Origin of the sequence: Rhodococcus sp. IEGM 1302 (assembly GCF_030056935.1) — a bacterium.
GTDB classification, from domain to species: Bacteria; Actinomycetota; Actinomycetes; order Mycobacteriales; family Mycobacteriaceae; genus Rhodococcus_F; species Rhodococcus_F qingshengii.
In genome coordinates this window covers 90,051-102,153 of record NZ_JASHKY010000020.1, presented here as the reverse complement: position 1 = coordinate 102,153, position 12,103 = coordinate 90,051, and the positions used below count along the sequence as shown (strand labels likewise).

Annotated in this window: 12 protein-coding genes; 4 read left to right on the top strand and 8 right to left on the bottom strand. The window is 63.5% G+C overall.

The genetic code is table 11. The features are described 5' to 3' along the window. Both QM609_RS22495 and QM609_RS22490 read left to right on the top strand, forming a co-directional pair. Positions 1-932: FAD-dependent oxidoreductase (locus QM609_RS22495; RefSeq protein WP_283337456.1), on the top strand; the 932-nt coding region annotated here is incomplete at its 5' end. Between the two features lie 183 nt (positions 933-1,115). Next, positions 1,116-2,108, top strand: coding sequence for an iron-siderophore ABC transporter substrate-binding protein (locus tag QM609_RS22490; protein WP_007735411.1), 993 nt, complete (start codon positions 1,116-1,118; stop codon positions 2,106-2,108). Here the strand turns inward: QM609_RS22490 and QM609_RS22485 are convergent. Next, on the bottom strand, positions 2,084-2,533 hold the full coding sequence (locus tag QM609_RS22485) for a winged helix-turn-helix transcriptional regulator (protein ID WP_007735410.1): 450 nt from the start codon (positions 2,531-2,533) through the stop codon (positions 2,084-2,086). The genes QM609_RS22490 and QM609_RS22485 overlap by 25 nt on opposite strands. 118 nt (positions 2,534-2,651) lie before the next feature. Between QM609_RS22485 and QM609_RS22480 the strand changes: the two genes are divergently transcribed. Beyond that, positions 2,652-3,503 (top strand): SDR family oxidoreductase, encoded by an 852-nt coding sequence (locus QM609_RS22480; protein WP_054186868.1) that lies wholly within the window; start codon positions 2,652-2,654, stop codon positions 3,501-3,503. Positions 3,504-3,555: 52 nt separating this feature from the next. Here QM609_RS22480 and QM609_RS22475 read toward each other — a convergent pair whose 3' ends face one another. Beyond that, positions 3,556-5,157, bottom strand: a complete 1,602-nt coding sequence (locus QM609_RS22475) for an MFS transporter (protein WP_054186869.1) — start codon at positions 5,155-5,157, stop codon at positions 3,556-3,558. Positions 5,158-5,225: 68 nt separating this feature from the next. Between QM609_RS22475 and QM609_RS22470 the strand changes: the two genes are divergently transcribed. Continuing rightward, positions 5,226-5,801, top strand: a complete 576-nt coding sequence (locus QM609_RS22470) for a TetR family transcriptional regulator (RefSeq protein ID WP_003941498.1) — start codon at positions 5,226-5,228, stop codon at positions 5,799-5,801. Positions 5,802-5,804: 3 nt separating this feature from the next. On the opposite strand, the gene atzF is transcribed toward QM609_RS22470, so the two are convergent. The 6 genes from atzF to QM609_RS22440 all read right to left on the bottom strand — a co-directional run bounded on the left by atzF (position 5,805) and on the right by QM609_RS22440 (position 11,962). Continuing rightward, complete coding sequence (gene atzF, locus QM609_RS22465; protein ID WP_076949132.1) at positions 5,805-7,514, bottom strand: allophanate hydrolase; 1,710 nt, start codon at positions 7,512-7,514, stop codon at positions 5,805-5,807. Between the two features lie 17 nt (positions 7,515-7,531). Beyond that, positions 7,532-8,233: a GntR family transcriptional regulator gene (locus tag QM609_RS22460; protein ID WP_019744458.1), complete on the bottom strand. Its 702-nt coding sequence runs from the start codon at positions 8,231-8,233 to the stop codon at positions 7,532-7,534. A 76-nt stretch (positions 8,234-8,309) separates the two neighbouring features. Then, the gene (locus tag QM609_RS22455) at positions 8,310-8,843 is read right to left on the bottom strand and encodes a carboxymuconolactone decarboxylase family protein (protein ID WP_003941526.1); all 534 of its coding nucleotides are present in this window, start codon (positions 8,841-8,843) and stop codon (positions 8,310-8,312) included. Next, the gene (locus QM609_RS22450; protein WP_058038498.1) at positions 8,840-9,646 is read right to left on the bottom strand and encodes an SDR family NAD(P)-dependent oxidoreductase; all 807 of its coding nucleotides are present in this window, start codon (positions 9,644-9,646) and stop codon (positions 8,840-8,842) included. The genes QM609_RS22455 and QM609_RS22450 overlap by 4 nt, the downstream gene beginning before the upstream one ends. A gap of 96 nt (positions 9,647-9,742) precedes the next feature. Next, positions 9,743-10,963, bottom strand: coding sequence for an MFS transporter (locus tag QM609_RS22445; RefSeq protein ID WP_065455940.1), 1,221 nt, complete (start codon positions 10,961-10,963; stop codon positions 9,743-9,745). A 9-nt stretch (positions 10,964-10,972) separates the two neighbouring features. Next, positions 10,973-11,962, bottom strand: coding sequence for an LLM class flavin-dependent oxidoreductase (locus tag QM609_RS22440; protein WP_076949133.1), 990 nt, complete (start codon positions 11,960-11,962; stop codon positions 10,973-10,975). Between the last annotated feature and the right edge of the window lie 141 nt (positions 11,963-12,103).

The following is a 12,103-nucleotide window of genomic DNA, read 5'->3' as shown; positions in this document are numbered from 1 at the left end:
ACGTCGTGACCTACGAAGAGCAGATCCTCACCCGTGACCTTCCGGGTTCGATCCTGATCGTCGGTGCCGGCGCGATCGGCATGGAGTTCGGTTACGTCCTCAAGAACTACGGCGTCGACGTCACGATCGTCGAGTTCCTCGATCGGGCACTGCCCAACGAGGACGCCGACGTCTCGAAGGAAATCGCCAAGCAGTACAAGAAGCTCGGCGTCACCATCAAGACCGGTGCCGCTGTGCAGTCCATCAGCGACGACGGCAGCAAGGTCACCGTCTCGATCAAGGACAACAAGTCCGGCGAGATCGAGACCGTGGTCGTCGACAAGGTTCTGCAGTCCGTCGGCTTCGCACCGCGCGTGGAGGGCTTCGGTCTCGAGAACACCGGTGTCGCGTTGACCGATCGCGGCGCCATCGCGATCGACGACTACATGCGCACCAACGTCCCGCACATCTTCGCCATCGGTGACGTCACCGCCAAACTGCAGCTCGCGCACGTCGCAGAAGCTCAGGCTGTCGTCGCTGCCGAGACCATCGGCGGCGCGGAGACGCAGACACTCGGTGACTACCGGATGATGCCGCGTGCGACGTTCTGCCAGCCGCAGGTCGCCTCGTTCGGTTTGACCGAGGAGCAGGCCAAGGCCGAGGGCTACGACGTCAAGGTCGCGAACTTCCCGTTCGCTGCCAACGGCAAGGCACACGGTCTCGGTGACCCGACCGGTTTCGTCAAGCTGATCGCCGACAAGAAGTACGGCGAACTGCTCGGCGGGCACCTCATCGGACCGGACGTTTCGGAACTGCTGCCCGAGCTGACCTTGGCCCAGAAGTGGGACCTCACGGTCAACGAGTTGGCACGCAACGTCCACACCCACCCCACACTCAGTGAGGCACTGCAGGAAGCGATCCACGGCCTCGCAGGCCACATGATCAACTTCTGACGGCAGGGCCTTCGGCCCCGTGCGCCTTTTCGGTAGTTCGCACTACCGGAAAGGCACACGGGGTTTTTCGTCTTTTGTGTCGAGTTGTGTTGCGAAACCGCCATCTGAGGCCTTCGAGTCGGGGTGTAGGCGCGCAACGCATTAGCGTCCCGAGTCGACCATTCGGCTTTCGAAGGACCACTCATGAAAACTCGTTCCGTACTGCTCGCGGCTTGCGTCGCGCTGACGCTCTCCGCCTGTGGAACCTCAGGTGACTCCGGATCGGACGCCGAAGCTTCGGGTGCCGCCGAGGCGGGGGCGTTCCCCGTGACCGTCGACCACGCCTACGGTTCGACGACGATCGACGCGGAGCCTATGCGCATCGTGACCATCGGATGGAGTGGCCAGGATGCGGTGATCGCACTGAACAAGGTTCCGGTCGCCATGGAGAGCTTCTCCGGCGACGGCATCGAGAACAACATCCTGCCCTGGGACGCTTCGCGTCTGAACGGTGCCAAGCCCGTTCTCATGACGACCAATCCCGATATCCCGTTCGAGCAGATCCTCGGGCTCGATCCCGACGTGATCCTCGCCGTCTACTCCGGCATCGACGAGGGCGAGTACAAGCGTCTCAGTGACATCGCGCCGACCGTCGCGTTCCCCGACCAGCCGTGGGATACGGCGTGGGACAAGCAGATGAGCATGATCGGTGCAGCGCTCGGACAGCCGGAGCAGGCTCAGACGCTGATCGACGAGACCGGGGCGTACTTCGAGAAGCAGGCCGCTGATCACCCACAGTTCCAGGGCAAAACCGCAACGTATGCAATGCGCACCGACGAGGGCCTGATCGTCTTCTGCGGCACCGACCCGCGGATCCGTCTTCTCGGCCAGCTCGGGGTGAAGACCACGCCCGGTGTCGACGCAGTGTGCACTTCCGGCGACAGTTCGGTGTCCGTGGGCATGGAATCCATCGACACACTCGACGCCGACGTCTTCATTCTCGTCGACGCCGACGGCACCAACCTGGACAAGCTCATGTCCTTCGGTCCGTTCGCGAACATGACCTCGGTGTCGAACGGCCGTCTGGTTCGTCTGGTCGGAATGGACTACGCGATGGCTACGTCCGCTCCGACGGTGCTGAGCGTTCCCTACGCATTCGACGAGTTCATCGCTCAGCTCTCGGACAAGTTGAGCTGATTCCGGGCGTCGTACGACGCTTGTGACGCAACGATTTTCGGCACCTGCGATTCGAGTAGTTCGATCAGGGCCGTGATCTTTGCGGCGACGTCGGCGCCGAGTTCGGTCAGGCTGTATTCCACTTTGGGCGGGATGGTTTCGAGTACCTCACGGTGCACGAGGCCATCCCGCTCGAGTGTTTGCAGGGTCTGTGAGAGCATGCGCTCGCTGACTCCGTCGACGCGTCGGCGCAGTGCACTGAACCGGTACGGGCCCTCGTTCAATGCCGCCAGCGCGAGTGCGCCCCAGCGTCCGGTTGCATTCTGCAATGCCGCCCGAGAGTTGCACCCGCGAGCGAAGACGTCAGCCTCGAGCGTTGGGTCCACGACGTCGGCATTCGGATCAGGGGTCTGGGCAGCACGTGAAGGTGAGTCGGTGCTGGTCATGAACCCAGGCTACTACTGCACGATCCCATAGCGCTAACTCGACGTGTTGCACTTACGAAAAATAAGTGCATGATGGTTGGAGAACGCATTTACGCTTCAACCTGGATCGGGAGTTCGCATGAGCATTGCAGTCACCGGCGCAACCGGAAACCTCGGACAACTGGTAGTCGAGTCGTTGATCGAGCGGGGAACCGCCGCGTCCGACATCGTCGCAGTGGTCCGCAATCCACAGAAGGCGGAAAGCCTCGCCGCCCGCGGAGTAGTTGTACGTCAAGCGGACTATGCCGATGCCTCGGCGTTGGAAACCGCATTGGCGGGCGTCGACAAGCTGGTGCTGATCTCGGGAAGTGAAGTGGGGTCACGGCTCGCGCAACACACCAACATCATCGACGCGGCGAAGGCTGCCGGCGTCGGATTCATCGCCTACACGAGCATCTTGAATGCTCAGGACACGCCGATGAAGCTTGCTGCCGAGCACAAGGCGACCGAGGACGTGCTCACTCGGAGCGGTATTCCGTTCGCGCTGTTGCGCAACGGTTGGTACTGGGAGAACTTCACCAACGACCTTGCCGGTGTGATCGAACGCGGCGCACTGGTCGGTGCGGGAGCGGAAGGCAAGATCGCGGCTGCGGCGCGTGCGGATTACGCCGACGCCGCAGCAGTAGTCGCGACCACCGATGGTCACGAAGGTGCAGTGTACGAGTTGGGCGGTGACGAGAGGCTCACCTATGCCGAATTGGCCGAGAAGATCAGCGAGTTTGCCGGCAAGCCCGTCGCGTACCAGTTCGTGGACGAGCAGGCATACGAAGGCATTCTCGAGAGCGTCGGACTGCCTGCACCGGTTGCGCAGATCCTCGCCGATTCCGATGCTGCAATTGCCAAGGGGGCATTGGACACCGAGTCGGGTGACCTGCAGAAGTTGATCGGCCGCAGCAGCACTCCGGTGACTGAGGTGTTGAGGAAGGCCTGACCTGCTGTGCGCCTTTATTAACCGCGGGCGGTTAATAAAGGCGCACAGGGGGCTACCCCATGTGGACTGCACCCTCGGCGGGCAGATCACCCTTCTTGGCGCGGACCAGAACCAGCACTACCGGTGCGATGATCGCCAACAGGATTGCCGCCCAACCGAATGCGGCCGAGTATCCGGATACCTCGGCGCCGAAGAAGTAGTCCGTCATCGAGGCGACGAAGTCCTGCACCGGCTGGGGGAGTAGCGCCAATTGGTCACCAGTCGGGATGGTCGCGTTCGACATGTCGACAGGAATGCCTTCCGGCGGGATCGGCGCCGCGTTGTCGGCGGTGAAGGCCGACTTTGCCGAAGCGTAGATCGTGGTGAACAGTGCGGTTCCGAGTGCGCCGCCGATCTGCAGGGTGGCGTTGACCAGGGCACTGGCAGCGCCGGCGTCGTGGTCGGGGACACCGATCAGTGCGAGGTTCTGCATCGGCACCATCAGCAGACCGAGTCCGAAGCCGAAGATGGCGAGGCCGGGGAACACGTGCGTCCAGTAGGAGCTGTGTACCTCGATCTGGGTCAGCATGAGCAGTCCTACTGCTGCCACCAGCGGGCCGGCGACCATGAGCGGCTTGGGGCCGATCCTGGTGGACAACTGCGCTGCGATGGTCGACGCCAAGACGATGAAGAACGCCATCGGCAGCGATCCGACGCCGGCCATGACCGGGCTGAATCCGAGCACGATCTGCAGGTAGAACGTCAGGTACAACGTGCCGCCGAGCAGGGCGGCGCCCACCAGCATGGAGCCGATCAGAGCAGCGCCGCGATCGCGATGCCACGGAACGCTCAGCGGTAGAAGCGGATTCTTGCTGCGGCTCTCGACGACCACGAAGATCGCGAGGAAGACCAGACCCAGTGCGATGAACAGCAAAGTGTCCGCCTGACCCCAGCCGTGCTCGGCGCGTGTGAATCCGTAGACCAGTGAGCCGAGCCCCAGGGCGATGAGGACAGCGCCGGGAAGGTCGTAGCTCGTGTCGCCGTGCGCTTTGGTTTCCTTGACGATCGGGACAGCTGCAGCGATGGCGATCAGCGCGATCGGGATGTTGACGAGCAGGCACCAGCGCCAGTCGACGTACTGCGTCAGCACTCCACCGAGGAGCAGGCCGATGGCAGCGCCACCGCCGGAGATCGCGCCGTAGACGGCAAAAGCCTTGGCGCGCTCCTTCTCTCCGATGAAGGTGGTGGTGAGCATCGACAGCGCAGCGGGCGCGAGCAATGCTGCGAAGACGCCCTGGCCGGCGCGAGCGATGAACAGTTCGATACCGCTCTGCGCGATGCCGCCGATGCCGGAGGCAACCGCGAAGCCCGCCATGCCGACGATGAAGGATCGCTTTCGGCCCCAGTAGTCGGCGATACGTCCGCCGAGGAGCAGCAGCGCACCGAACGCCAAGGCGTACGACGTGACCACCCACGCGCGGTCAAGGTCGCTGATGCCCAGTTCTTCTTGGGCTGCCGGTAGGGCGATGGAAACGATGGTGCCGTCGAGCACCACCATGAGTTGAGCGAACGCGACGATGCAGAGCACCAGCCAGCGACGTTGATGATTCGGATTCTCGGAGACAGCCGGGATCGGTGGCAGAGTGCCGCCGTCGACGTGGGACGTGGTGGTCATTGGAAAAAGGTATTCCAGCCTTCTCGGGTGAGTCAAACGAAATAGTTCGTTCGGTTACCATCATCACTATGGCTCCCACTGACGTGACCGCGACGAAACAGCGAATCCTCGACGCTGCGCAAGAAGAATTCGGCACCTACGGGCTTGCCGGTGCGCGCATCGATCGGATTGCGAAGAACGGAAACGCCAGTAAGGAGCGCCTCTACGCCTATTTCGGTGACAAGGTCGCGTTGTTCCACGCGGTGCTCGACGTCGACTTCGAGCAGGCGATGGAATCCGTCGAGTTCACCGGTGAAGACATGCCCGCGCATGCCGTCGAACTGTTCGACGCAATGCTCGGCAAACCACAGATTCAACGGATGATGATCTGGGGTCAATTGCAGGGTGAGGCACCACGGATGAAGAAGCTGGCCGAGGAACATTCCAGCTGGGTTCCGCGAATGGCCACGATCCGCAAGGCTCAAGAAGACGGCCTCATCTCGAAGCACTGGGACCCCCAGGACCTGATCACGATGCTGTTCGGCCTCGTGTTCGGCTGGGTGGTGGCCCCCGGTGTGGCCGACAACCAGAACGTCGACGCCGACGAGATCGCGCGCCGCCGTGAAGTGGTGCGCGAGGCCGTCACTCGAATCTGCAAGCCGTGACTGTCAGCGAGAGAGGTACGCGGCCCAACCGCCGTAGTCGGTGATGTCAGCTGCGCCGTTTACGGCGTCATGAGTGCAGCTGAAACCGACTGTCGTTCTGCCGTCGGATAACTCGACGCTCGTGAGCGCCATCGGTGCAGGCAAGGCGGCGAGGAACGTTCCCAGCCCGGCCGGTGAGATCCGGAAGATCTCGCCGACGACCGGTGCCCCGAGGCCGGGTCCACGGCGTACCAGGCCGGGCTTCGGTGGCGTCGTGTCGAGAGCGAAGAGCCGGTAGGCATCCGAGGTCGTGACGGTTTCGACGTACCGCGCGCCGAGGTCGACCAACTGTGTGTTGAGGGGTTGCCCGCGCAGGTGAGCGCCGAATACTGCGAGGTCGATTCCGGTATCGACGAGGGTAGGTGAAGGCACACCGCCGAGTCGCGCAGCGAGGTCGATGGCGATCTGGTCGTCGAAAGCGGGTACGACGAACATGACGCCGAACGGGTGATCTTCGGCAGTGCGGTGTCCGGGCGCCGCGACGGCCGCCATGTCGAGCAGGTTGCAGAAGTTGGTGAAAGTTCCCATCCGGCGGTTGATTCCGAATGGATCCTCGGTCACGGCAGCGATGGTCGGATGTTCGGTGGTGGTGGGAAGCAGTAGGGCGTCGAACCCGGCGAGGAGTTCCCGGGCGGCAGCCTTGGCGTGGGTGAGAGCGTCGAGATCGTCGACTAGCTGGTATCCGGTGGGGTGCTTCGCGCCGAGCACGATGTCGGACACCGCGGGATCTGCTCCGGCAGGACGAGCTTCGAGGAACTCGCCGGCAGCGGCGTACCGCTGCGCCACCACGGCGCCGTCGTAGAGCAATCGGGCCGCGTCGAGCAGCCCGGAGATGTCGACGGTCTCGGTCTCGGCGCCGCCGGCTACCAGAGCTGTCACAGTGTCCTGAAATGCTGCCAGATACGACGGGCTAAGTTGAGCGAGATCCTCGATTCGGGGGACCGCGACGCGGGGATTCGGCGCCGCCGCGAGACGAACGTCGGAAGGCCAGACGCGGCTGCGGGGATCCCGAGGTTCGTGGCCGATCATGATTGCCGCTGCCGCGGTTGCCGATTCGAGGTCGTCGGCAAATACCGTCAGAGCGTCGTAGTCCACGCAGGCGGGCACTACTCCGTGGGCGGGGATGACGCCGAGCGAGAGCTTGAGTCCGTAGATCCCGTGGAACGCTGCCGGCACCCGGCCCGAACCGGCAGTGTCGGTGCCGATTCCGATGTCTGCAATTCCCAGCGCGACAGCGACGGCGGATCCGGAGCTACTACCGCCCGAGATCAACTCTTCGTCCCAGGCGCAGCGAACGGCTCCGTACGGACTGCGCGTTCCGACCAGTCCGGTGGCGAACTGGTCCAGATTGGTCTTCCCCAGAACAACAGCCCCGTGCTCGATCAACCGCGCAACGGCACTGGCGGTTTCGTCCGGCGAATACGCGAATTCGGGGCACGCCGCTGTGGTCGGCAGACCGGCGACGTCGACGTTGTCCTTGACGGCGACCAGACGCCCAGCCAGAGGAAGATGCTCGCCCGCGGCGATTCTGGCTTCGACCGAAGCGGCATCGGCAAGCACATCTTCCTTGCGGCGCAACGTGATCCAGACTTCGGGGCGATCTACTTCCTCGATCCGCTGGAATGCCTGCTCGACCCGGGCTGTCGGGGTGAAAACTTCTGCTGCGATGGTCATGGTGTGTACTGCTCCGATCAGTCCGTGATGTTGGCGAGTGAGAGCGCGGTGATCGCGCGGGTCACCCGGTCGAGGACGACGTCGAGAGACTCGCCGATGTGCTGGTGCAAAAGCGTGCGGGCCTCGGGCAGATTGCCGGCACGTAGTTCTTCGAGGATTCGAATGTGCTCCGCGATCGAGGTGTCGATGCGGCCGTTGACCATGAAGTCGTACATCCGAACGTGCCGGATACGGGAATTCACCGACAGCAGCGACGCGACCAGTTCATTGTTTCCCGACGCCCTCAGTACGGCGACGTGGAATTCCTCGTCCAGTTCGACGAACCCCGGTTCCTGAGCGGGCGGATCGAGAGCCAGGGCACGCCACCGCACCAATTCGTCGTCGAGGATTGTTCGGTCGTGCCGGATCGTCGGATCTGCGATCGCCCGGGTAATTCCTTGTAGTTCCAGAGTGATTCGGAGTTCATACAGATCTCGGATCCGCGGGATACTCGGGCGCACGGCGGAGAACCCGTACTCTTCCCGGCGCAGGAGTCCATCGGCGCACAGCATCGTCAACGCTTCCCGTACTGGTGTGCGAGAAATGCCGAAACGCGTGGAGAGTTTCGGTTCCGTCAGGCGCTGATCGAACCCGATAGTCCCGTTGACCAGTTCGGTGCGTAGTTCCCGGTAGACCACCTCACGCAGTGGCTCCGGCGCCGTATTCATCCCTGTCGACATACCTGTATACGCTATTGATCAGGTGTTTCGTCCAGATGTCTTCGGGTTAGAGCTGAGTTACGGCCGCCGCGGAACTTCAGGAGAAGTCGCGCTGAACCCGCAAGGTTCCGATCGTGGTGGCCAGGCCGTCGTACTGAGTGACCAACAAGGTGAATTCGATCAACCGACGATCGTCGAGATGCTGCGAGAGCGTTCCCCACGTGTCGTCGGTGACGTCCTTGGTGGTGACCAACTCGTCGACCGCAGTCAAGATCGCACGGTGACGCGGACTCAACTCGGAAGCGCCAGGGCCCTCGATGATTCGGGCCAGTTCTTCTGCGTCGATTCCGGCTTTGCGGCCGAGCCTGATGTGGTGATCCATCTCGTAACCGCAGTCCCGCAGGTGCGCGACCCGCAGGATGATCAGTTCGGTGTCGTGGCGAGAGATCTTGCCGCCGGGCATGAGTGAGCCGGAGTAGTGCAGCCAACCGCGGAAGAGTCCACCCGTGCGCCCCAAGGTGCTGAACAGATGCGCATCGGGTGCTCCGGCAGCCTTCGACAGGACACGCCAGATTCCCCAGTTGATCGGACCGAGGTCCTTGAATCGGCCGGGCGGGATGCGGGGGTTCATGCGACTCCACGGATGTGAGAGGGACGGAGGTCGATAGCTCGTTGCGCGATGTGGCGAACCGCGGCGCTGCGGCGGGGCGCGTGTACGCGTGACTTCCGGCCGACGATACCGCGCTCGAACGCGTCGACGGCGTCAGCGACGGTCGTGGTGCCGACGCTGGCGAGGGTTCCGCGTGCTCCGTCGAACGACAGTGCGGTGGTATCGGTGTCGATGTCGCCGATATACGCGACGCCCACCTTGGTGCCGAGGTGTTTCATTTCCAAGCGCAACGCGTCACCCAAGGCTTCGACGCCGGCGCGCGAAGCACCGAACGGTCCGCGAAACGGATGCTTGGCGGCGCCGTGAGCCGAGGCGACCACCAGGGCGTAACCGTTTTCGTGACTGATGTGCGGACCGGCTGCGCGCAGGGTGTAGTACGTGCCCATGAGATTGACTTCGACGGCGCGGCGCATGTCCGCAGGGTCGCCGCCGAGGATCGACGAGTTCGCCTCGACCCCGGCATTGGCGACGACGACGTCGATGCCTCCCAGCTTCTCAGCGATGTAGTCGACGCCGCGAGATACCTGCTCGAGGTCGGCGACGTCGCACAACTGCCACGGCGCGCGGCCGCAGGAAGTGGCGACTTGTTCGAGAAGTTCAGGCTCGAGGCCGAGCAGTCCCACGGACGCACCACGGTCGTACAGGCGTCTGGCCAGCGAAGAACCGATATTGCGGGCAGCGCCGGTGATCAGGATGCGCCGACCCGTCAGGTCGTCCGCACTACTCTTGGCCGATTCGGCCTTGCCCGCCTCGCTCTTGCCCATTGCTGTGTCCCTACGCAGTGACCTTCTGGTCCTCCGACGCTAACACCGCCGGGTAGCTGCGACTGCAAGTACCGCCAACTCCGTCCGAACGGGTGTTCAGACCGATGCGGCTTCGAGACGCGGATGTGACGAGGAAGCCTGGGTCGACCGCAATCGACGGAATCGGACCACGGCAACGACGGCGGCAACAGCGGCGAGGATCACCAACGGCAGCGACGGACCCATCGTGGGTTCGATGACAACCAGTAGCACCGGCAGTCCGAATCCGAGATAGGTGCCGACGTAGAAGATCCCGGTCAGGGCGCCCCGTGAGGCGGGGGGAGCCAGCGACTCGAGGTCGAGCAGTCCCTCGCGTAGACACAGTCCGTAGGCCGTACCGAGGACGAGCGCGCAGACGATGAACAACCCGAGCGCGGGGTGCGCGCCGCCGACGGCGACCAGGCAGTATCCGAGCGCCGCCAGTGCGGCGCCGACCGTGCCGGCCTGAGGACCCCAATTGCGATGGCGCGCAGCGGTTTGAACCAGGATTCCAGCACCCAGAGTCAGCGCCGCCGCGAAACCCGGAAGGAGAGGACCTGAGTAGCGGTCCCCGAGCCTGGCCGTCATGGTCACGAAAGAGACTGTTGCGCTGGCGAACACCCACGGCGCCAACGGAAGTGCCCAGAGCAGCGCATTTGCGACGGAGCGCTCCGCGCCGTCTGGCGCATTTGCGACGGAGCGCTCCGCGCCGTCTGGGACGGGTGTGATGGTCGCGGCTTCTACGGGAACAGGTGTACGACTCCACACAGCTGCCGCGGTAACCGAACCCACCGACAAGACGGCCGAGACGACAAAGGGCGTAGCGAGTGGGAAGGCGGCAAATTGTGCCAACAGACCCGAAAACAGTGGTCCCAGTGCAAAACCCGAGGTGAGTACTACGCCCGCCAGCACGGTTCCGGACTTGCCGCGAAGGTCAGCCGCCCACGCGGTGCCGGCGCCGATTGCCAGACCGGCACCGATACCGACAACGAGGCGCCCGACCATGAGCCCGGGCGCGTCGTGCCAGAGAAGAAGAATCAAGGTTCCGAGCGAGGCTATGAGCGCTCCGGGCAGGACGACTACAGCTCGGCCGACGCGATCCGACAGTGCTCCACCGGTCAACAGGCCGGGTAGGAGTCCGAGCGCGTAGATACCGAAAACACCGTCGAGCACGGTATGCGAAAGGCCCTCGTCCACCCGGAGAACCGGGATGAGCGAAGCAAAGTGGTTGGCGGCCCAACCCGTCGAAAGTAGAACTGCCAGTACCGAGATGAACCCGCGACGGGATGGATCGCCCATACCGGCAGCTTAGGCGGGTACCAGATCGCTCACGTCGGCGAGGAGTTCGAACGTGCGTAACCAGGCCTCGCGGTTGGTACCGGTCGACACCGTGATCAGCTCGTCGGCCTGTGCATGCTCGGTGAACTCGTCGAGGTAGGCGCGGACCTCCGTGGGCGTGCCGATGGCGCTGTACTTGGTCATCTGCAGAACCTGCTGACCCGCGGGGGAGTCGAGCAGCATGTCCGCTTCGTCGTCCGTGAACTTGCGTCCGCGTCCGAGAAGAAGGCTGACGCGCGAACGCTTGGCCGCGAGGAAGTCCTGCTGAGCCTGCTCATGGGTGTCGGCGGCGATGACATTGACGCCCGCGATGACGTACGGCTCCGCCAACTGCTCCGACGGCTTGAACTCGCGTCGATAGATCGCGACGGCGTCGCGCAGGGCGTTGGGGGCGAAGTGCGAGGCAAATGCATACGGCAGGCCGAGCATCGCGGCAAGCTTGGCTCCGAACAGTGACGATCCGAGAATGTAGAGCGGAACGTGAGTGCCCTTACCGGGAACGGCATTGATTCCGGGGACGCGCGAAGTGTCGCCGAGGTAGCCCTGAAGCTCGAGTACGTCCTGCGGGAAGCTGTCCGAAGAACTCGGGTCGCGTCGCAAAGCCTGCATGGTCTTCTGATCACTACCGGGCGCGCGACCGAGACCGAGATCGATGCGACCCGGGTGCAGAGTCTCGAGGGTGCCGAACTGCTCGGCGATCGTCAGCGGCGCGTGGTTGGGCAGCATGATTCCACCGGCGCCGAGGCGGATTTTGCTGGTGTGCGCGGCGACGTGGCTGATCAGAACGCTGGTGGCCGAAGACGCGATGGAACCCATGTTGTGGTGCTCGGCATACCAGATTCGCTTGTAACCCCACTCCTCGGCACGCTGCGCCAAGGTCACGCTGGCGTCGAAGCTGTTTTTGGCGGTTTCGTTGTCGCCGATGTGGGCGAGATCGAGGATGGAAAGTGGGACGGCCATGAATGTGGTGCCTTTCTCAGCGAATAGAACGCAAACGTCGTTGGAAGGTGCAACCATCTGGCCGGCTTTCCTATTTCCGCCTGGTCAGCGCCCACGGATGGTGGCGAGGCGGACAAGGCGTGAAGTTCTTGTCTCGATTTC

Bases quoted from the DNA above. Each gene is read 5' to 3' on its own strand.
- QM609_RS22490 (WP_007735411.1), top strand. From the start codon at position 1,116: ATGAAAACTCGTTCCGTACTGCTCGCGGCTTGCGTCGCGCTGACGCTC.
- QM609_RS22485 (WP_007735410.1), bottom strand. From the start codon at position 2,533: ATGACCAGCACCGACTCACCTTCACGTGCTGCCCAGACCCCTGATCCG.
- QM609_RS22480 (WP_054186868.1), top strand. From the start codon at position 2,652: ATGAGCATTGCAGTCACCGGCGCAACCGGAAACCTCGGACAACTGGTA.
- QM609_RS22475 (WP_054186869.1), bottom strand. From the start codon at position 5,157: ATGACCACCACGTCCCACGTCGACGGCGGCACTCTGCCACCGATCCCG.
- QM609_RS22470 (WP_003941498.1), top strand. From the start codon at position 5,226: ATGGCTCCCACTGACGTGACCGCGACGAAACAGCGAATCCTCGACGCT.
- atzF (WP_076949132.1), bottom strand. From the start codon at position 7,514: ATGACCATCGCAGCAGAAGTTTTCACCCCGACAGCCCGGGTCGAGCAG.
- QM609_RS22460 (WP_019744458.1), bottom strand. From the start codon at position 8,233: ATGTCGACAGGGATGAATACGGCGCCGGAGCCACTGCGTGAGGTGGTC.
- QM609_RS22455 (WP_003941526.1), bottom strand. From the start codon at position 8,843: ATGAACCCCCGCATCCCGCCCGGCCGATTCAAGGACCTCGGTCCGATC.
- QM609_RS22450 (WP_058038498.1), bottom strand. From the start codon at position 9,646: ATGGGCAAGAGCGAGGCGGGCAAGGCCGAATCGGCCAAGAGTAGTGCG.
- QM609_RS22445 (WP_065455940.1), bottom strand. From the start codon at position 10,963: ATGGGCGATCCATCCCGTCGCGGGTTCATCTCGGTACTGGCAGTTCTA.
- QM609_RS22440 (WP_076949133.1), bottom strand. From the start codon at position 11,962: ATGGCCGTCCCACTTTCCATCCTCGATCTCGCCCACATCGGCGACAAC.